Annotated in this window: 20 protein-coding genes; 2 read left to right on the top strand and 18 right to left on the bottom strand. The window is 61.4% G+C overall.

Features of this window, described 5'->3' with window-relative positions:
• Positions 1-162 precede the first annotated feature (162 nt).
• Positions 163-1,311: an acyl-CoA dehydrogenase family protein gene (locus AC1RAC_RS23975; protein WP_054921740.1), complete on the top strand. Its 1,149-nt coding sequence runs from the start codon at positions 163-165 to the stop codon at positions 1,309-1,311.
• A 108-nt stretch (positions 1,312-1,419) separates the two neighbouring features.
• Here AC1RAC_RS23975 and AC1RAC_RS23980 read toward each other — a convergent pair whose 3' ends face one another.
• Together AC1RAC_RS23980 and fnr are read right to left on the bottom strand one after the other, a co-directional pair.
• Positions 1,420-1,968, bottom strand: a complete 549-nt coding sequence (locus AC1RAC_RS23980; RefSeq protein ID WP_034128393.1) for an adenine phosphoribosyltransferase — start codon at positions 1,966-1,968, stop codon at positions 1,420-1,422.
• 76 nt (positions 1,969-2,044) lie between these two features.
• Complete coding sequence (gene fnr, locus AC1RAC_RS23985) at positions 2,045-2,779, bottom strand: fumarate/nitrate reduction transcriptional regulator Fnr (protein WP_005790290.1); 735 nt, start codon at positions 2,777-2,779, stop codon at positions 2,045-2,047.
• Between the two features lie 152 nt (positions 2,780-2,931).
• On the opposite strand from fnr, the gene AC1RAC_RS23990 reads away from it, so the two are divergent.
• Positions 2,932-3,399: a FlxA-like family protein gene (locus AC1RAC_RS23990; RefSeq protein ID WP_080757733.1), complete on the top strand. Its 468-nt coding sequence runs from the start codon at positions 2,932-2,934 to the stop codon at positions 3,397-3,399.
• On the opposite strand, the gene hemN is transcribed toward AC1RAC_RS23990, so the two are convergent.
• The 16 genes from hemN to ccoN (AC1RAC_RS24070) form a co-directional block, all read right to left on the bottom strand.
• On the bottom strand, positions 3,400-4,782 hold the full coding sequence (gene hemN / locus AC1RAC_RS23995) for an oxygen-independent coproporphyrinogen III oxidase (RefSeq protein ID WP_034128394.1): 1,383 nt from the start codon (positions 4,780-4,782) through the stop codon (positions 3,400-3,402).
• 103 nt (positions 4,783-4,885) lie between these two features.
• Positions 4,886-5,569: a sulfite exporter TauE/SafE family protein gene (locus tag AC1RAC_RS24000; RefSeq protein ID WP_492617043.1), complete on the bottom strand. Its 684-nt coding sequence runs from the start codon at positions 5,567-5,569 to the stop codon at positions 4,886-4,888.
• Complete coding sequence (ccoS, locus tag AC1RAC_RS24005) at positions 5,562-5,774, bottom strand: cbb3-type cytochrome oxidase assembly protein CcoS (protein WP_054898601.1); 213 nt, start codon at positions 5,772-5,774, stop codon at positions 5,562-5,564. The genes AC1RAC_RS24000 and ccoS overlap by 8 nt, the downstream gene beginning before the upstream one ends.
• 22 nt (positions 5,775-5,796) lie before the next feature.
• Positions 5,797-8,247 (bottom strand): heavy metal translocating P-type ATPase, encoded by a 2,451-nt coding sequence (locus AC1RAC_RS24010; RefSeq protein WP_492617044.1) that lies wholly within the window; start codon positions 8,245-8,247, stop codon positions 5,797-5,799.
• Positions 8,248-8,372: 125 nt separating this feature from the next.
• Positions 8,373-8,912, bottom strand: a complete 540-nt coding sequence (locus AC1RAC_RS24015; RefSeq protein ID WP_014719446.1) for a FixH family protein — start codon at positions 8,910-8,912, stop codon at positions 8,373-8,375.
• Between the two features lie 14 nt (positions 8,913-8,926).
• Positions 8,927-10,330, bottom strand: a complete 1,404-nt coding sequence (ccoG, locus tag AC1RAC_RS24020) for a cytochrome c oxidase accessory protein CcoG (protein ID WP_492617045.1) — start codon at positions 10,328-10,330, stop codon at positions 8,927-8,929.
• Between the two features lie 207 nt (positions 10,331-10,537).
• The gene (locus AC1RAC_RS24025; protein WP_073527185.1) at positions 10,538-10,948 is read right to left on the bottom strand and encodes a type II toxin-antitoxin system VapC family toxin; all 411 of its coding nucleotides are present in this window, start codon (positions 10,946-10,948) and stop codon (positions 10,538-10,540) included.
• Entirely contained in the window at positions 10,948-11,202 is a 255-nt protein-coding gene (locus AC1RAC_RS24030) for a type II toxin-antitoxin system Phd/YefM family antitoxin (RefSeq protein ID WP_034128400.1), read from the bottom strand. The genes AC1RAC_RS24025 and AC1RAC_RS24030 overlap by 1 nt, the downstream gene beginning before the upstream one ends.
• A 171-nt stretch (positions 11,203-11,373) precedes the next feature.
• Complete coding sequence (ccoP, locus tag AC1RAC_RS24035) at positions 11,374-12,351, bottom strand: cytochrome-c oxidase, cbb3-type subunit III (protein WP_032895838.1); 978 nt, start codon at positions 12,349-12,351, stop codon at positions 11,374-11,376.
• Entirely contained in the window at positions 12,348-12,533 is a 186-nt protein-coding gene (locus AC1RAC_RS24040) for a CcoQ/FixQ family Cbb3-type cytochrome c oxidase assembly chaperone (RefSeq protein ID WP_005790274.1), read from the bottom strand. The genes ccoP (AC1RAC_RS24035) and AC1RAC_RS24040 overlap by 4 nt, the downstream gene beginning before the upstream one ends.
• Positions 12,534-12,538: 5 nt before the next feature.
• Positions 12,539-13,147 carry a cytochrome-c oxidase, cbb3-type subunit II gene (gene ccoO / locus AC1RAC_RS24045; protein WP_003193167.1) on the bottom strand — a complete coding sequence of 203 codons (609 nt, stop codon included), beginning with the start codon at positions 13,145-13,147 and terminating at the stop codon, positions 12,539-12,541.
• Positions 13,147-14,589, bottom strand: a complete 1,443-nt coding sequence (ccoN, locus tag AC1RAC_RS24050; RefSeq protein ID WP_014719443.1) for a cytochrome-c oxidase, cbb3-type subunit I — start codon at positions 14,587-14,589, stop codon at positions 13,147-13,149. The genes ccoO (AC1RAC_RS24045) and ccoN (AC1RAC_RS24050) overlap by 1 nt, the downstream gene beginning before the upstream one ends.
• Positions 14,590-15,006: 417 nt before the next feature.
• Positions 15,007-15,954 (bottom strand): cytochrome-c oxidase, cbb3-type subunit III, encoded by a 948-nt coding sequence (gene ccoP / locus AC1RAC_RS24055; RefSeq protein ID WP_054897851.1) that lies wholly within the window; start codon positions 15,952-15,954, stop codon positions 15,007-15,009.
• Positions 15,951-16,151 carry a cbb3-type cytochrome oxidase subunit 3 gene (locus AC1RAC_RS24060; RefSeq protein ID WP_003193161.1) on the bottom strand — a complete coding sequence of 67 codons (201 nt, stop codon included), beginning with the start codon at positions 16,149-16,151 and terminating at the stop codon, positions 15,951-15,953. The genes ccoP (AC1RAC_RS24055) and AC1RAC_RS24060 overlap by 4 nt, the downstream gene beginning before the upstream one ends.
• A 3-nt stretch (positions 16,152-16,154) precedes the next feature.
• Positions 16,155-16,763, bottom strand: coding sequence for a cytochrome-c oxidase, cbb3-type subunit II (gene ccoO, locus AC1RAC_RS24065; RefSeq protein ID WP_003193159.1), 609 nt, complete (start codon positions 16,761-16,763; stop codon positions 16,155-16,157).
• A gap of 10 nt (positions 16,764-16,773) precedes the next feature.
• Positions 16,774-18,198 carry a cytochrome-c oxidase, cbb3-type subunit I gene (ccoN, locus tag AC1RAC_RS24070; RefSeq protein WP_034128402.1) on the bottom strand — a complete coding sequence of 475 codons (1,425 nt, stop codon included), beginning with the start codon at positions 18,196-18,198 and terminating at the stop codon, positions 16,774-16,776.
• Between the last annotated feature and the right edge of the window lie 30 nt (positions 18,199-18,228).

Raw genomic sequence — 18,228 nt, forward strand, 5'->3', positions numbered from 1 at the left:
ACTAATAGGCGCCGCGTTCACTCAGGAAGCACGCGTTATCGTTGACGTTTTTCGCGAGCAAGCTCGCTCCTACAGGATTAGCGCAGACACAGTCCCTGTGTATGACTTGATAACCAAGCAAGCGCTTGGTAAGTTCGCTCCATCTCGCCATGGAGCTTGCCGATGTCTGCCTATCAGGAATACTTCGATCCCAGCCACCAATTGGTCCGCGACAGCGTGCGCCGCTTCGTCGAGCGCGAGATGCTGCCGGGCATCGAGCACTGGGAGGAAGCTGAGAGCTTTCCCCGTGAGCTTTACCTCAAGGCCGGTGCGGCGGGCATTCTGGGCATCGGCTACCCCGAGGCGCTGGGTGGCAGCCACGAAGGCGATCTGTTCGCCAAGGTCGCCGCCAGCGAAGAGCTGATGCGCTGCGGCTCCGGCGGCGTGGTGGCAGGGCTCGGCTCCCTGGATATCGGCCTGCCGCCCATCGTCAAATGGGCCCGGCCCGACGTGCGTGAGCGCATAGCGCCTCTGGTGCTCGCCGGCGAGAAGATCATCGCCCTGGCGGTCACCGAGCCCAGCGGCGGCTCGGATGTAGCCAACCTGCAAACCCGCGCCGTACGTGAAGGCGAGCATTACCGCGTGAGCGGTGCCAAGACCTTTATCACCAGCGGCATTCGCGCTGATTTCTACACCGTGGCCGTGCGCACGGGTGGGCCGGGCTTTGGTGGCATCAGCCTGCTGCTGATTGAAAAAGACACGCCCGGTTTTACCGTCGGCCAGCCACTGAAGAAGATGGGCTGGTGGGCGTCGGACACCGCCGAGTTATTCTTCGATGACTGCCGCGTGCCTGTGGGCAATCTCGTCGGTGTCGAGAACATGGGCTTTGCCTGCATCATGGGCAACTTCCAGAGCGAGCGCCTGGCCTTGGCCCTCATGGCCAACATGACCGCGCAACTGGCCTTGGAGGAAAGCCTCCAGTGGGCCGCCCAGCGCGAAGCATTCGGCAAACCCATCGGCAAATTCCAGGTGCTCAAGCATCGCCTGGCGGAAATGGCTACCGCCGTGGAGGTTTCCCGCGAGTTCACCTATCGCCAGGCCGCGAAGATGGCCGCCGGCAAGAGCGTAATCAAAGAGATTTCCATGGCCAAGAATCTGGCCACCGATACCGCTGATCGGGTGACGTATGACGCGGTGCAGATATTGGGCGGGCAGGGATATATGCGTGGCAGTCTGGTGGAGCGGCTGTATCGCGATAACCGGATTTTGTCGATTGGTGGCGGGACGCGCGAAGTGATGAATGAAATCATCAGTAAGCAGATGGGGTTGTAAGCCGGGGTGTTCTTTCGGCCTCATCGCGGGCAAGCCCGGCTCCCACAGGAGAATGCATTCCAAGGTGGGAGCCGGGCTTGCCCGCGATGGCGTCAGTACTGACGACGCTTATCTCTCAGTCAGCCCGAACTGCGTCAGGCAATACGTCGGAATCCCCATGTCTGCCAACCGCTGCGAGCCACCCAGCTCCGGCAAATCAATAATCGCCGCGGCTTCAAAGATCTTTGCCCCCATGCGCCGCACCAGGTTCGCCGCCGCAATCAGGGTGCCGCCGGTGGCGATCAGGTCATCGAACATCAGCACGGAATCGCCTTCGCACAGGCTGTCGGCGTGCACTTCCAGGAAGGCTTCGCCGTACTCGGTCTGGTAACCCTCGGCCAGCACGTCCGCCGGCAGCTTGCCTTGCTTGCGGAACAGGATGAGCGGCTTGTTGAGTTGGTAGGCGATGATCGAGCCGATCAGGAAGCCACGGGCATCCATTGCACCGATATGGGTGAAATCGGCTTCGACATAGCGTTGGGCAAAGCTGTCGGCCACCAGGCGCAGGGCGCGGGGCGATTGAAACAGCGGCGTGATGTCACGAAAGATCACACCCGGCTTGGGGAAGTCGATAACGGGGCGAATCAGGGATTTGATGTCGAACGAATCAAAAGTCATCGTCGAGGAGTCCAGAGCGGAAAACGGACTCGAAGTATACCTGCGGCCTCGCCGATTGGCGCGGCCGCAGCCTGGATCAGACCTCCAGCGAACCGCCAGCCAATGCACACAGCTGGATCGGGTCGAGGATATGCACTTCTTTACCCTCGGCGGCAATCAACTGGTTCTGCTGGAAACGGGTAAACACGCGGGACACAGTCTCCACTGCCAGGCCCAGGTAATTACCGATCTCATTGCGCGACATGCTCAGGCGGAACTGGTTGGCCGAGAACCCACGGGCGCGAAAGCGCGCCGACAGGTTGACCAGGAACGTGGCGATACGCTCGTCGGCGGTTTTCTTCGATAGCAGCAGCATCATTTGCTGGTCGTCACGAATCTCGCGGCTCATCACGCGCATCAACTGGCGGCGCAATTGCGGCAGTTGCAGGGCCAGTTCATCCAGGCGCTCGAAAGGAATTTCGCACACCGACGTGGTTTCCAGGGCCTGGGCCGACACCGGATGAATCTCGGTGTCCATCCCCGACAGCCCGACCAACTCGCTTGGCAGGTGGAAACCGGTGATTTGCTCTTCGCCGCCGTCGCTGAGGCTGAAGGTCTTCAGCGCGCCCGAGCGTACTGCATAGACGGAATCAAACTTGTCGCCCTGGCGAAACAGAAACTCGCCTTTTTTCAGTGGGCGGCCGCGTTTGACGATGTCGTCCAGCGCATCCATGTCTTCCAGATTCAACGAAAGTGGCAGGCAGAGGGGGGCCAGGCTGCAATCCTTGCAATGGGCCTGGCTGTGAGCGCGCAGTTTGACTGGCTCGGACATTTCTTAAATCCTTGTGGGAAAACACACATAAGACGTAAGGGTAACGCACTGGGGGGCAGCGAGGCCAGCGTGTACAGAAAACCTGCACAGGTATAAAGATTTGTTGCTTGAGGTCGATACAAAGAGCACATCTCTTAGACGGAGCTCGGATCATGTCTGTTATAGCGGCCTACAACCCGGCTATTCGCATCCCTGTTGTGCCTGACGCGAAGCCGGTTACTGCGCTCAAGGACGAAGGTCCCACCCTTGAAAAATCTTCTGAAACCAAGGTCGTGGAAGGTGTGACAGTGACTATTTCCGCTGCGGCATTCAAAGCGGCAGGCGTGGAGCAGCGCAGCAATGCGGACATCGATGACAGTGGCCTGGAAGACAACGTCAAACAGGTATTGAAAATGATCCGCCAACTGAAGCAACAGATCGCCGAAAAACAGGCCGAACTGGCGGCGGTGGCCGCGGACAGTAATCTTTCCCCTGAAGAGGCGCGTGCCAAGGCCAGCGCGCTGCAGACCGAGATCGGTTCGCTGCAGGCTGGCCTGATGTCGGCTCAGACGTCGCTGGCCAAGGCGATGAAAGGCATGAGTGCCGAGGATTCGATGAAAGCTGCCTCCCTGGCGATGTAATCAAATCACCCGCGAAAACCGTTGCCTGTTCTGGTGCTCCAGGTAGGCATCGAACACCATGCACACCGAGCGCACCAACAAGCGCCCGGCTGGCAGCACGCGAATGCCCTGAGCGTCCAGTTCGATCAAGCCATCATCGGCCATTGTCTGCAATTGCGGCCATGACTCGGCAAAATAGCCGCGAAAATCGATGTTGTACGCCTGTTCGATTCCCTCGAATGCCAGGCTGAAATTGCAGATCAACTGCTGGATCACGTCCCGTCGCAACCGGTCGTCCGTAGTGCAGACCAGGCCGCGGCTGGTCGCCAGTTGCGCGCCCGCCAAGGCATTCTGGTACTGGTTCAGGTCACTGCTGTTCTGGCAATACAGGTCGCCGATCTGGCTGATCGCCGACACCCCCAGCCCAATCAGGTCGCAGTGCCCGTGGGTGGTGTAACCCTGGAAGTTGCGCTGCAGCTTGCCTTCTTCCTGGGCCACCGCCAGTTCGTCGTCCGGCAGCGCAAAGTGGTCCATGCCTATGTAGCGGTAACCGGCCTGGGTCAGTTGTTCGATGGTGGTTTGCAGCATCAGCAGTTTTTCTGCCGGCGAGGGCAGGTCGTCGGTGTTGATCCGCCGCTGGGGCATGAAGCGTTCCGGCAGGTGCGCGTAGTTGAATACCGACAGGCGGTCAGGCTGCAAGCGGATAACTTCCTCCACGGTGCGCGCAAAGTTCAACGGCGACTGCTTGGGCAGGCCGTAGATCAGGTCGATATTGATCGAGCGAAATTGCAAGGTGCGCGCTGCATCGATCACGGCGCGGGTTTCCTCCAGGCTTTGCAGGCGGTTGACCGCCCGTTGCACCTCGGGGTCGAGGTCTTGCAGGCCGATGCTCACGCGGTTGAAGCCCAGTTCGCGTAGCAGGCCCATGGTGGCCCAGTCGGCTTCGCGCGGGTCGATTTCGATGCCGTAGTCGCCCGAGTCATCATCCAGCAAATTGAAATGCTGGCGCAGGCGTGTCATCACCTGGCGCAGTTCATCGTGGCTGAGAAACGTTGGCGTACCGCCGCCGAAATGCAGTTGCTCAACGGGTTGCTGCGGGTCGAGGTGGCAGGCCACCAATTGGATCTCCTGCTCCAGGCGCTGCAGGTAGGCCTGGGCGCGCCCCCGGTCCTTGGTGATCACCTTGTTGCAGGCGCAGTAGTAGCAAATGTTGGCGCAGAAGGGTACATGCACGTACAGCGACAGTGGCCGCACTGCCTTGCGGCTGTCACGCAGGGCGTGGAGCAGGTCGAAGGTGCCGACCTGGCTGTCAAATTGTACGGCGGTGGGGTAGGACGTGTAGCGCGGCCCCGCCAAGTCGTAGCGGTGAATCAGATCTGTGTCCCAACGAATGGCGTCGAGCATGCGGGCGGTCCCCCGGATTGGCTAGTGGGCCGAGTCTAGGGGCAGGGCAGGCAAGGCATGTTGATTTGCATCAACGGGGAGCGGCGCTATGCCACAGGGCCTGTTAATGCCCCATTAGCCAGTGCTGATGGGGGCCGGGCAAGGTCCAGAGGCCGAAGATCATCACCAGCACCCCGCCGGCCACCCGCACGCTGCGCTTGCGCAACAACGCCGTCACCCGTTCGGCGACCAGCCCGGTGGCCAGCAGCACCGGCCAGGTGCCCAGCCCGAACGCCAGCATCAGCAAGGCGCTGTCCAGTGCATTGCCCTGGCTCGCCGCCCATAGCAGGGTGCTGTAGACGAGCCCGCACGGCAACCAGCCCCACAGCGCACCCAGCAACAAGGCGCGGGGCAGGCTGGACACCGGCAGCAAACGGTTGGCCACTGGCTGCAGATGCCGCCACAGGCCGCGCCCCAGGCTTTCGATACGGGTGAGGCCGCTCCACCAGCCGGCCAGGTACAGGCCCATGCAGACCAACAGCAGGCCGGCGAGCACACGCATGAACATCGCTGCCGGGCTGTTGGCCACCGCCCAGCCGGCCAGGCCGATCAATAAACCGGCGGTGGCATAGCTGAGGATGCGCCCCAGGTTGTACGCCAGCAGCAGGCGAAAACGGCGGCTGCGTTGTTCCTTGGGAATCGCCAGGGTCAGCGCGCCCATCAACCCACCGCACATGCCCAGGCAGTGGCCACCACCGAGCAGGCCGAGGATCAGCGCCGAGACCAGCAAGGGCATCAGCTCAAGCATGAGGGGGCTCTTTGGGCGGTTGCTCGGGGTTGTTGGCTTCATCGATGGCGGCCAGGTGGTTCGGGTCCTGGTCATCGAACAGCACGCTATGGGCCGGGCCATCGAGGTCTTCGTACTGGCCGCTGTCCACGGCCCAGAAGAAGATGTAGATGGCCACGCCCACTAACAGCAGTGCTGCCGGAATCATCACATAGAGAGCTGGCATCTGTACTCCATGCCCACGCGGCTCAGGCCGGCAGCGGGCGGGTTGCTGGGGCGGTACCCGGGGCTTGCGCGCTCGGCAGGCGAGTCAGGCGCAACGCGTTGAGTACCACGGTCAACGAACTGAGGGACATGCCGATGGCCGCCCAGATCGGAGTGATCCAACCCAGGGCGGCGAACGGCAGCATAAGGCCATTGTACAACCCGGCCCACAACAGGTTCTCGATGATCACTCGGCGGGTGCGCCGCGCAAGGCTGAAGGCCTGCACCAGCGCATCCAGGCGGTTGGACAACAGCACCGCATCGGCGCTGGTTTTTGCCAGGTCGGTGGCCGAGCCCATCGCCACACTGATATCGGCAGCAGCCAACACCGGCACATCATTGACCCCATCGCCCAGCATCAGCACTTTGCGACCTTCCTTGTGCAGGTTTTGCAGTACCTGCAGCTTGTCGTCAGGGCGCAGGCTGCCGTGGGCCTCGTCGATACCCAGCTCAGAGGCGACACTGGCTACCATCGGCGAACTGTCGCCGGAGAGCAACAGCGTGCGCCAGCCCCGCGCCTTGCATGCGGCCAGCAAGGCGGGGGCGTCGCTGCGCAGACGGTCGTCGAGTACGAACCAGGCCAGCGCCCCGCTGCGGTCGCCCAGCAGCAGCCATTGCCCGGCTTCGTCCGGCGAGGCGGGAATCGCGCAGCCACTGAGTTCACAGACAAAACCCGGCTGGCCGATGCGCAACAGACATTCTCCCACACGACCCTCCAGGCCCAGGCCTTGCGTGCTCAGCACTTCATCGGCGGCCAGCGGCGCACGGCCGAAGGCACGGGCAATCGGGTGTTCGGAGCGGTTCTCCAGGGCGGCGGCAAGGCCCAGGCATTGGTCGCTGTCCAGCGCGCCGAGGGGCCGGATGGCGCGCAACGCCAGGCGCCCTTCGGTGAGGGTGCCGGTCTTGTCGAAAATCACCGTGTCGATCTGGTTCAGGCCCTCCAGCACATGGCCGCGGGTCAGCAGTAACCCGAGACTGTGCAAGGTACCGGTGGCTGCGGTAAGGGCGGTGGGCGTGGCCAGCGACAGGGCGCACGGACAGGTCGCCACCAGCATCGCCAGCACAATCCAGAACGCCCGGGTGGGGTCCAGCTCCCACCACAGCAGGCCGATCAGTGCGGCGGCGATCAGCGAGCACAACAAGAACCACTGTGCAGCGCGGTCGGCGATCTGCGCCAGGCGCGGCTTCTCGGCCTGGGCGCGCTCCAGCAGGCGCACGATGGCGGACAGGCGCGTGTCATGCCCCAGGGCGCGTACTTGGACGGTCAGCGCGCCTTCGACATTCAGCGTGCCGGCCGTGACGCTCTCACCCGTGCGCCGAGGTTGCGGCAGGTACTCGCCGGTCAGCAGGGATTCATCAATGCTGGATTGGCCGTCGAGAATCATCCCATCCGCCGGCAGCACCGCACCGGGATGCACCAGCACACGATCACCCAGTGCCAACTCGCTGAGCAGGATGCGTTCGCTCTGGCCATTGTCCTTGAGGCGCAGGCAGGAGGCGGGCAACAGGTTGACCAGTTGGGCGGTGGCTGCGGCAGTACGCTCCCGGGCGCGGCGCTCAAGGTAGCGTCCGGCCAGCAGGAACAGGGCAAACATGCCCACGGCATCGAAATACAACTCGCCTACGCCAGTGATCGCCGTCCAGATGCCGGCCAGGTACGCGCCGCCAATCGCCAGGGACACCGACACGTCCATGGTCAGGTGGCGCGTGCGCAGGTCACGCAGGGCGCCTTTGAAGAAGGGCGCGCAGCTGTAGAACACGATGGGCGTGGTCAGAAACATCGCGACCCAGCGCAGGATGACGTGCAGTTCCGGGCTCAGGTCGATATTGAATTCCGGCCAAGTGGCCATGGTTGCCATCATGGCCTGGAACCACAGCAAGCCGGCGACCCCCAGTTGTCGCAGGGCCAGGCGATTCTCGCTGGCCAATTGTTCGGCGGCGCGGTCGGCCTGGTAAGGGTGGGCGGCGTAACCGATATGGCGCAGCTCGCTGAGCAGTTGGCTCAACGGCAATTGCCCATCGGCCCAGCGCACGTGCAGGCGGTGGTTGGACAGGTTCAATCGCGCTTCGGCCACCGCAGGCAGGCTGCGCAGGTGTTTCTCGATCAACCAGCCGCAGGCGGCGCAACTGATGCCTTCCATCAGCAGCGTGGTTTCGGCCAGGTCGCCCTGATGGCGTACAAAGGGTTTTTGCACATCGGCGCGGTCGTACAGCGCCAGCTCGTCCACCAACTGCACGGGCAGCGCCTCGGGGTTGGCCGAGGCTTCGCTGCGGTGTTGGTAATAGCTTTCCAGCCCGCCGGCCACTATCGCCTCGGCCACGGCCTGGCAGCCCGGGCAGCAGAGTTCACGGCGTTCGCCGAGGATCTGGGCGGTGAACCGACTGCCGGAGGGGACGGGTAGGGCGCAGTGGTAGCAGGGGGTGGGTTGGGTCATTGCTCAGTTCCGTAGATCGTTCCCACGCTTTGCGTGGGAATGTTGCCCGTGACGCTCTGCGTCACAAAGCAGACGCAGAGCGTCCAGCAAGGCGTTACCACGCAGAGCGTGGGAACGATCATCGTCTACTTCTTCAGGTCCTCGGCGCCCTGCAACGGTTCGTCACCCAGCAGCAAGTCCTTGTCGTGGCTGACCTCTTCTTCTTCGAACAGGCGCCAGGTGTTGCCGCCCTCCACGCCAAGCAGTTCCACGAAACGGCGACCTTCGACCTTGTCGGTGACCTGGCCGATGTAGCGGCCGGGCTCGCTGTCGCTGCGGGTGAGGTTGATCTTACGATCCTTCTCTGGCTGGGTCGGGGAGATCAGGTTCAGCTCCAGGGTATTTGGATTGCTGTAGCCAGTCAGTTGCAGCTCGACCTCGCCGGTCAGTTCGTCCAGGTGCAGCTTGCCGCGCAGTTGCAGGGTCTGGGCCAGGCGTTCGCGGTCCAGGGAACGGTTGATGCCTTTGCCGGCCTCGTAGTAGTTGTCGTTGACCAGATTGTCCGGGTTGTTCACTGCGATGGTCACCATGGACAAGGTCAGGGTCACCGAGCAGGCCAGAATCGCGATGATGATCCAGGGCCAGAGGTGCTTGTACCAAGGGCTGGCGGCAGTAGTTGCGGGCATGCGTATGTTCCCTGTTAACGGACTTGTGGGCCGATGAATCGGCTCTTGGCTTCAATATGGACGCTGGTGTCATCGGCGTCTTCGAGGATGAAGGTCACCTCGTTGGTGCTCGACGGCAACTGCTCGGGCGCACTCGACAACTCCACCGGCATGCTGACGATATCGCCGGCGGCCACTTTGATTTCGCGCCGGCCTTGCAGCTTGAGGTCTGGCAGGCCAGCGGCGTCGAGCACGTAGGTGTGGTCGCGCTGGTCTTTGTTCATGATCTTCAGGCTGTAGACGTTTTCGATGCGTCCTTCGGCGTTCTCGCGATACAGCACGCGGTCTTTGCTGACGTCGAAACCCACCAGCGAGCGCATGAAGAAGGCGGCCACCAACAGGCTGATCATCGCCAGCAATACCAGGGCGTAACCGATCAGGCGCGGGCGCAGCTTATGGGTTTTCTGCCCCGACAGGTTGTGTTCGGTGGTGTAGCTGATCAGGCCGCGTGGGTACTCCATCTTGTCCATGATGTTATCGCAGGCATCGATACAGGCGGCGCAGCCGATGCATTCGATTTGCAGCCCGTCGCGGATATCGATACCGGTAGGACATACCTGCACGCACATCGTGCAGTCGATGCAGTCGCCCAGGCCCTGGGCCTTGTAGTCGGTACCCTTTTTACGTGGGCCACGCACTTCGCCACGGCGGGGGTCATAGGACACGATCAAGGTGTCCTTGTCGAACATCACGCTCTGGAAGCGCGCATAGGGGCACATGTAGATGCACACCTGCTCACGCAGCCAGCCGGCGTTGCCGTAGGTGGCGAGGGTGAAGAAACCCACCCAGAAATACGACCAGCCATCGGCCTGGCCAGTGAAAAAGTCGAACACCAGTTCGCGAATCGGCGAGAAGTAGCCGACGAAGGTGATGCCAGTGGCAAAGCCGATCAGCAGCCACAGGCTGTGCTTGCTGAACTTGCGCAGGAATTTGTTGGCGCTCATGGGCGCCTTGTCGAGCTTGATGCGCTGGTTGCGGTCGCCTTCGGTGACCTTTTCGCACCACATGAAGATCCATGTCCACACGCTTTGCGGGCAGGTATAGCCGCACCACACGCGCCCGGCGTATACGGTGATAAAGAACAGGCCAAATGCCGCGACAATGAGAATGCCCGACAGCAGGATGAAATCCTGGGGCCAGAACGTTGCGCCGAAAATAAAGAATTTACGCTCCGGCAGGTTCCACCACACCGCCTGGTGACCGCCCCAGTTCAGCCACACCGTGCCGAAGTACAACAGGAACAGAGCGGCACCGCCGACCATGCGCAAGTTGCGGAACAAGCCAGTGAAGGCGCGGGTGTAGATCTTCTCTCTCGAAGCGTAGAGGTCGACGGTCTTGGTAGGCGGGGTAACGTCATGTACCGGTATCTGGTCGCTCATCATTGCATCCCACGGCGGTGGAGATTTGCCTCGGCCAGTACGTGCCAGCCGGGGTCAAATTAAGGGTGTTGCAGTGGCCTAATGATACGCCCCCGATGGTGCGCAAAGGGTGCGACCTTTGGTCGCGTTGGGGGAAATCAATTGATGGTGTACGTGACCTGGATCAATTGACTTGGCAAGTATGGACGGTTTTTGTCGGTAAGCCGGTCATTCGTCCCATGGATTGATCAGTGCAACGCCGCTCGATTTGAAGTCGCTGATGTTACGCGTGACGACGGTGAGCCCGTGAACCAGCGCGGTTGCGGCAATCAATGAATCACTTTCGTTGGCTCGGTCGGGTACATGCAAGTGTGCGCAACGCAACGCGACTGCTGCATCGACGGGCAGGATTCTGGCATCAAAGGCGGGCATCACATGACGCTTGAGCCAGGCTCTCAACACCTTCCCCTGCGCCGGGTCTCGCCGCTCAATTCGCAGGACTCCGGTTTCCAATTCCTTCAGCGTGATCGCCGAAATAAACATACGTGGCGCTACCACACTTTTTGCCCACGCCACCACATTTGCATCAGCCTGAGGTTTACGCAGTTCAGAGATCACATTCGTGTCGAGTAAATACATCAAGAAAAGTCCACGGGGCGATGAATGATCACGGCACGTTCGGTTTCGAAGTCGATATCGGCCGCTTCCGGCATCACCAACAGGTCAACGATGTCGGCATTCAGACCTGTCAGCTTCTGGTAGTCCTCAATGCTTAGCAGTACATGGGCAGGCTTGCCGCGATCAGTGATAAAAACCGGCCCTTTGCGGGCGGCTTTTTTGGCACCACTTGTGTCTTGATTGAATTCGCGGCTGGAAATGGTCGTGATGGTCATGGGGTAGGCCCCCCTTCGCTGGACTGAATGTAGTTACGTTACTACTTAGCGAATGCGTGCGGCAAGGTTGAGGCTACGAACGGTAGATTTGGCTTTCAAAGCTTCGGGGGCTAGAACAAAAAAGCCCCGCCAGCATTCGCTGCGCGGGGCTCCCTTATTGTTTCAGAGGTCTTACTGCTCCTCAGCCTTCTTATCCCCATGAGACAAGCTATACACATACGCCGCAAGCAAGTGCACCTTGTCATTGCCCTGCAACTGCTCCTGCGCCGGCATCTGGCCCTGGCGGCCATAACGGATGGTCTGCTGCAGTTGCGCGAAGCTTGAACCGTAGATGAACGCACCCGGATGCGTCAGGTCGGGCGCGCCCATGGCTGGGGTGCCTTTACCGGCCGGGCCGTGGCAGGCCACGCAGTTGGCGGCGAAGAGTTTCTCGCCGTTGGCTACGTCGGCTTTGGCGCCTTCCGGCAGTTTGCGGCCATCGAGGTTGGTCACCACGAAGCCCGCCACGTCAGCCACACCTTGCTCGCCGATGACTTCGGCCCAGCCTGGCATCACCGCGTGGCGGCCCTTCATGATGGTTTCCTTGATGGTGTTGGGTTCGCCGCCCCAGCGCCAGTCGGCGTCGGTCAGGTTGGGGAAGCCGTAGGCGCCTTTGGCGTCGGAGCCGTGGCACACCGAGCAGTTGGAGGCGAACAGGCGGCCGCCCATCTTCAAGGCTTGCGGGTCCTTGGCGACTTCTTCAATCGGCATCGACGCGAATTTGGCGAAGATCGGCCCGAATTTGGCCTCCGACCTGGCCATTTCCTTTTCCCATTCGTGCACGCCGGTCCAGCCGGTCTGGCCGTTGGCGAACGGGGTTTGCTTGTCGTTGTCGAGGTAGTTGTAGCCAGGCAGCAGGCCCTTCCAGTTACCGAGGCCAGGGTAGAGCACCAGGTAGCCAAGGGCGAAGACGATGGTGCCGACAAACAGCATGAACCACCACTTGGGCAGCGGGTTGTCGTACTCCTCGATGCCGTCGAACGAGTGGCCGACGGTCTCGTCCGTCTGCTCGGTGCGCTGGCCCTTGCGGGTCGACAGCAGCAGCCAGGTCAGGGCGAAGATGGTACCCAGACTGAGGACTGTGACGTACAGACTCCAGAACGTAGTCATTCTTTGTTACTCCTAGAAGCTTGCTCGACGTGCTTGATGGCTTCGGGGTCATCTGCGAAGGGCAGCATGGTCGCGTCGTCAAACTCCGACTTGCGCCGCGGGCTGAACACCCACAACGCCAGGCCGACAAAGGCCACCATCACCACAACGGTGCCCAGGCCACGAATCATCCCGATATCCATGAAGGTCACCGTTTGCTTTTGATGATGGTGCCAAGGCCTTGCAGGTAGGCCACCAATGCGTCCATTTCGGTCTTGCCCTTCACGGCGGCGGCTGCGCCGGCGATGTCTTCGTCGGTGTAGGGCACGCCCAGGGTGCGCAAGACTTCCATCTTCTTCGCGGTGTCCTTGCCGTCGAGCTTGTTTTCCACGAGGAACGGGTACGCCGGCATTTTCGACTCAGGCACCACGTTGCGCGGGTTGTACAGGTGCGCACGCTGCCAGTCATCGGAGTAACGCCCACCCACACGGGCCAGGTCCGGGCCGGTGCGCTTGGAACCCCACAGGAACGGGTGGTCCCACACGCTTTCACCGGCGACCGAGTAGTGGCCGTAGCGTTCGGTTTCAGCACGGAAAGGGCGGATCATCTGCGAGTGGCAGCCCACGCAACCGTTGGCGATGTAGACGTCGCGGCCTTCCAGTTCAAGGGCGGTGCGCGGCTTCATGCCTTCGACCGGCTTGTTGGTCACGTCCTGGAAAAACAGCGGGACGATTTGGGTCAGGCCGCCGATGCTCACGGCGATGACCATGAAGAAGGCCAACAGGCCGATGTTCTTCTCGACTACTTCATGCTTCATCAGTGAGCTCCCACAACGGCGATCTTGGCGGCGGCTTCGGCTTCTACAGGGTCGCTGGCACGCACGGTGCGCCAGACGTTGTAGGCCATCAACAGCATGCCGCTGGCAAAGAACGCACCGCCCAGGGCACGTACGATAAAGCCCGGGTGGCTGGCTTGCAGCGCTTCGACGAAGGAGTAGGTGAGGGTGCCGTCATCGTTGATCGCACGCCACATCAGGCCCTGGGTGATGCCGTTGACCCACATCGAGGCGATGTAGAGCACGGTGCCGATAGTGGCCAGCCAGAAGTGTGCGTTGATCAGCCCGACGCTGTGCATCTGCACGCGGCCGAACAGTTTGGGGATCATGTGGTACAGCGCGCCGATGGAGATCATCGCCACCCAGCCCAGCGCCCCGGCGTGTACATGGCCGATGGTCCAGTCGGTGTAGTGGGACAGCGAGTTGACGGTCTTGATCGCCATCATCGGACCTTCAAAGGTCGACATGCCGTAGAACGCCAGGGACACCACCAGAAACCGCAGGATCGGGTCGGTGCGCAGCTTATGCCAGGCGCCCGAGAGGGTCATCATGCCGTTGATCATGCCGCCCCAGCTTGGCGCCAGCAGGATGATCGACATCGCCATGCCCAGGGACTGTGCCCAATCCGGCAAAGCGGTGTAGTGCAAGTGGTGAGGGCCGGCCCAGATGTACAGGGTGATCAGCGCCCAGAAGTGCACGATGGACAGGCGATAAGAGTAGATCGGACGCTCGGCCTGCTTGGGCACGAAGTAGTACATCATCCCCAGGAAACCGGTGGTGAGGAAGAAGCCTACGGCGTTGTGGCCGTACCACCACTGGATCATCGCGTCCGTTGCGCCGGAATAGGCCGAATAGGACTTGAACAGGTTCACCGGCAGGGAGGCGTGGTTGACGATGTGCAGCATCGCCGTGACCACGATAAAGGCCCCGTAGAACCAGTTGCCCACGTAGATGTGCTTGGTCTTGCGCTTGACGATGGTGCCGAAGAACACCAGGCCGTAGGTCACCCACACGATGGCAAGCAAAATGGCGATCGGCCATTCCAGCTCGGCGTATTCCTTGGTAGTGGTGTAGCCCAGGGGCAGGCTGATGATGGCGCCGACGATGACCGCCTGCCAGCCCCAGAAGGTGAAGGCGGCCAGACCATCGGAAATCAGTCGCGTCTGGCAGGTGCGCTGCACGACATAGTAGGAGGTGGCAAACAGTGCACATCCGCCGAAGGCGAAGATCACCAGGTTGGTGTGCAGTGGGCGCAGGCGGCCGAAAGTCGTCCAGGGCAGGTCGAAATTCAATTGCGGCCAAACCAGTTGCGAGGCGATGAACACCCCGAGCCCCATGCCAAGGATCCCCCAGACCACCGTCATGATGGCGAACTGGCGGACTACCTTATAGTTATAAGCAGTCGGACTGATTGCTGTGCTCATTCTAAGGTTCCACGGTTTAGGTTTTTTTATAGGTAAAATCGGCCGCAAGTATGTAGAAACCGAGGGGCCATTGCAACGCAATGGCTGACCTGTATCAATGCGTTCCACGCCAGATTCTGCGCCCTTTCCATGTTTGGTGTAAGGATAAAGACCGAAATAGAAAGCTGATCAAGTGGACAGGAATTTTAGAGGGCGCAACGGATACCGTCGCCTACGCCAGAATTGCTCCACTGTGGGAACAAGCGTAGACCCGAATAGGAGGAGGGGAAAGTTGGGTTTGGAAGGGGTGCGACACTTGGTCGCGACTTATGCCTGTGGCGAGGGAGCTTGCTCCCGTTGGGCTGCGTAGCGGCCCCAAAATCGTGGGAGCGCTTCGCACTCCAGCGGGAGCAAGCTCCCTCGCCACAGGTAGAGCTTTTACTGCGGTTGGCTGTCTGGCGTTGCGCCTTCAGCGTTATGGGACAGGCTGTACACGTAAGCCGCCAGCAAGTGCACCTTGTCATTGCCTTGCAGCACGTCCTGAGCCGGCATCTGGCCCTGGCGACCATGGCGGATGGTCTGCTGCAACTGCGCCAGGCTGGTGCCGTAGATAAAGCCGGCAGGCTCGGTCAGGTTGGGCGCACCCATGGCTTCCACGCCGTGACCTTGCGGACCATGACACGCCACGCAAGTGGTGCTGAAGGCGGCTTGCCCGGCGGCCAGGTCGGCGGTGTTGTCGGCGGGCAACGGCAGCTTGGCCAGGTCGTGACGCACGTAGGCGGCGACGTTCTTCACCCCGTCCTCGCCCAGCACTTCACCCCAGGCCGGCATCGCCGCGTGGCGACCGTTCAGGATGGTGGCCTTGATGGCCTCGGCCGAACCGCCCCAGCGCCAGTTGTTGTCGGCCAGGTTGGGGAAGCCATAGGCGCCCTTGGCGTCCGAGCCGTGGCACACCGCACAGTTGGAGGCAAACAGGCGACCGCCCATCTTCAACGCTTGCGGGTCCTTGGCGACTTCTTCCACCGGCATGGCCGCGAACTTGGCGAAGATCGGCCCGAACCTGGCGTCGGCCTTGGCCATTTCCTTGTCCCATTCCTTGGTCTGGGTCCAGCCGTCTTCATAGCCCGGCAGTACGCCTTTCCAGTTGCCCAGGCCCGGGTAGAGGATCAGGTAGCCGACGGCAAACACCAGGGTGCCGGCGAACAACATGAACCACCACTGGGGCAGCGGGTTGTCGTATTCCTCGATACCGTCGAAGGCGTGGCCCATGGTCTGGTCGACGCTGCCCTTGGTCTCGCCCTTGCGGGTGCCGACCAACAGCCAGGTCAGGCCGATCAGGCTGCCCAGGGTCAATACGCAGATCCATGTACTCCAGAACGTAGTCATGGCCGAGTGCTCCTTGTGGCTGGCTCTGCTTGAGCGTCGGGTGGGGAAGGTTCATCGGCAAACGGCAGCAGGCGGGCCTGCTCGAATTCCGCGTTGCGGCGGTTGTTGAACACCCATAGCGACAGGCCGATAAAGGCGATGGCGACCACCAGCGTGCCAAGGCCGCGGATGGTGCCCGCATCGAATTCAAATCCCATGGCTCACCTCTTGCTCTTGATGGCAGTGCCGAGCACTTGCAGGTAGGAAACCAGCGCGTCCATCTCGGTCTTGCCCTTGAGGCTGGCGACGGCGCCATTGATGTCGTCGTCGGTGTACGGCACGCCGAGGGTGCGCATCACTTTCAACTTGGTCTCGGTGTGGCTGCTGTCGACGGCGGCGGTGACCAGCCAGGGGTAGGCCGGCATTTTCGACTCTGGCACCACGTTGCGCGGGTTGTACAAGTGCGCGCGGTGCCAGTCGTCCGAGTAGCGCGCGCCGACGCGGGCCAGGTCCGGCCCGGTACGCTTGGAGCCCCACAAGAACGGGTGGTCCCACACGCTTTCGCCAGCCACCGAGTAGTGGCCGTAGCGCTCGGTCTCGGCGCGGAACGGGCGGATCATCTGCGAGTGGCACTGCACGCAGCCTTCGCGGATGTAGATGTCGCGGCCTTCCAGTTGCAGCGCGGTGTAGGGCTTCATGCCTTCGACCGGTTTGTTGGTCACGTCCTGGAAGAACAGCGGGACGATCTGCGTCAGGCCACCGATGCTCACGGCGAGCACCATCAGCAGCATCAACAGGCCGACGTTCTTTTCAATCGTTTCGTGTTTCATCATCGACTCCTCAGGCCATCTGCGCGGCAGCGGTGACTTCGGCAGGTTGCGCCGAACGCACGGTGCGCCATGTGTTGTAAGCCATCAGGAACATGCCGCTGAGGAAGATCGCACCGCCCACCAGACGCACGATGAAGCCTGGGTGGCTGGCCACCAGGGTTTCGACGAAGGAGTAGGTGAGGGTGCCGTCTTCGTTGACCGCACGCCACATCAGGCCCTGGGCGATGCCGTTGACCCACATCGAGGCGATGTAGAGCACGGTGCCGATGGTGGCCAGCCAGAAATGCGCGTTGATCAGGCCGAGGCTGTACATCTGCTCGCGACCGAAGACTTTCGGGATCATGTGATACAGCGCGCCGATGGAGATCATCGCCACCCAGCCCAGCGCCCCGGCGTGTACGTGGCCGATGGTCCAGTCGGTGTAGTGGGAGAGGGCGTTGACGGTCTTGATCGCCATCATCGGGCCTTCGAAGGTCGACATGCCGTAGAAGGCCAGGGAGACGACGAGGAAGCGCAGGATCGGGTCGCTGCGCAACTTATGCCAGGCACCCGAGAGGGTCATCATGCCGTTGATCATGCCGCCCCAGCTTGGCGCCAGCAGCACCAGTGACATCACCATGCCCAGGGACTGCGCCCAGTCCGGCAAGGCGGTGTAGTGCAAGTGGTGAGGACCGGCCCAAATGTACAGGGTGATCAACGCCCAGAAGTGCACGATCGACAAACGATAGGAATACACCGGGCGCTCGGCCTGTTTGGGCACGAAGTAGTACATCATGCCGAGGAAGCCCGCAGTCAGGAAAAAGCCTACCGCGTTGTGCCCATACCACCACTGCACCATGGCATCCGTCGCACCGCCGTACAGCGAGTAGGACTTGGTCAGGCTGACCGGGATTTCCAGGTTATTGACGATATGCAAAATGGCCACGGTGATGATGAACGCGCCGAAGAACCAGTTACCCACATAGATGTGCTTGGTCTTGCGTTTCATGATCGTGCCGAAGAACACGATGGCGTAGGCGACCCAGACGATGGTGATCAGGATGTCGATGGGCCATTCCAGCTCGGCGTATTCCTTTGAGCTGGTGTAGCCCAGTGGCAGGCTGATGGCGGCCAGCAGGATCACAAGCTGCCAGCCCCAGAAGCAGAACGCGGCGACTTTCGGCGCGAACAGCTGCGTCTGGCAGGTGCGTTGCACCGAGTAAAAGGAGCTGGCGAACAGCGCACAGCCACCGAACGCGAAGATCACCGCATTGGTGTGCAATGGGCGCAGACGGCCGAAGCTGGTCCAGGGCAAATCGAAGTTGAGCGCAGGCCAAACCAATTGGGCGGCGAGAAAAACCCCGAGCCCCATGCCGACGATGCCCCACACCACCGTCATAATGGCGAATTGGCGGACCACCTTGTAGTTATAGGCGGTACTTAAAGTAGTGTTCATGGTTCCCCATCCACGGTTCAACCCAAGCAA

Source organism: Pseudomonas sp. GW823-FHT02F05, assembly GCF_058797315.1.

Coding starts and splice junctions, on each gene's coding strand:
- AC1RAC_RS23975 (WP_054921740.1), top strand. CDS start 163: ATGTCTGCCTATCAGGAATACTTCGATCCCAGCCACCAATTGGTCCGC.
- AC1RAC_RS23980 (WP_034128393.1), bottom strand. CDS start 1,968: ATGACTTTTGATTCGTTCGACATCAAATCCCTGATTCGCCCCGTTATC.
- fnr (WP_005790290.1), bottom strand. CDS start 2,779: ATGTCCGAGCCAGTCAAACTGCGCGCTCACAGCCAGGCCCATTGCAAG.
- AC1RAC_RS23990 (WP_080757733.1), top strand. CDS start 2,932: ATGTCTGTTATAGCGGCCTACAACCCGGCTATTCGCATCCCTGTTGTG.
- hemN (WP_034128394.1), bottom strand. CDS start 4,782: ATGCTCGACGCCATTCGTTGGGACACAGATCTGATTCACCGCTACGAC.
- AC1RAC_RS24000 (WP_492617043.1), bottom strand. CDS start 5,569: ATGCTTGAGCTGATGCCCTTGCTGGTCTCGGCGCTGATCCTCGGCCTG.
- ccoS (WP_054898601.1), bottom strand. CDS start 5,774: ATGCCAGCTCTCTATGTGATGATTCCGGCAGCACTGCTGTTAGTGGGC.
- AC1RAC_RS24010 (WP_492617044.1), bottom strand. CDS start 8,247: ATGACCCAACCCACCCCCTGCTACCACTGCGCCCTACCCGTCCCCTCC.
- AC1RAC_RS24015 (WP_014719446.1), bottom strand. CDS start 8,912: ATGCCCGCAACTACTGCCGCCAGCCCTTGGTACAAGCACCTCTGGCCC.
- ccoG (WP_492617045.1), bottom strand. CDS start 10,330: ATGAGCGACCAGATACCGGTACATGACGTTACCCCGCCTACCAAGACC.
- AC1RAC_RS24025 (WP_073527185.1), bottom strand. CDS start 10,948: ATGTATTTACTCGACACGAATGTGATCTCTGAACTGCGTAAACCTCAG.
- AC1RAC_RS24030 (WP_034128400.1), bottom strand. CDS start 11,202: ATGACCATCACGACCATTTCCAGCCGCGAATTCAATCAAGACACAAGT.
- ccoP (WP_032895838.1), bottom strand. CDS start 12,351: ATGACTACGTTCTGGAGTCTGTACGTCACAGTCCTCAGTCTGGGTACC.
- AC1RAC_RS24040 (WP_005790274.1), bottom strand. CDS start 12,533: ATGGATATCGGGATGATTCGTGGCCTGGGCACCGTTGTGGTGATGGTG.
- ccoO (WP_003193167.1), bottom strand. CDS start 13,147: ATGAAGCATGAAGTAGTCGAGAAGAACATCGGCCTGTTGGCCTTCTTC.
- ccoN (WP_014719443.1), bottom strand. CDS start 14,589: ATGAGCACAGCAATCAGTCCGACTGCTTATAACTATAAGGTAGTCCGC.
- ccoP (WP_054897851.1), bottom strand. CDS start 15,954: ATGACTACGTTCTGGAGTACATGGATCTGCGTATTGACCCTGGGCAGC.
- AC1RAC_RS24060 (WP_003193161.1), bottom strand. CDS start 16,151: ATGGGATTTGAATTCGATGCGGGCACCATCCGCGGCCTTGGCACGCTG.
- ccoO (WP_003193159.1), bottom strand. CDS start 16,763: ATGAAACACGAAACGATTGAAAAGAACGTCGGCCTGTTGATGCTGCTG.
- ccoN (WP_034128402.1), bottom strand. CDS start 18,198: ATGAACACTACTTTAAGTACCGCCTATAACTACAAGGTGGTCCGCCAA.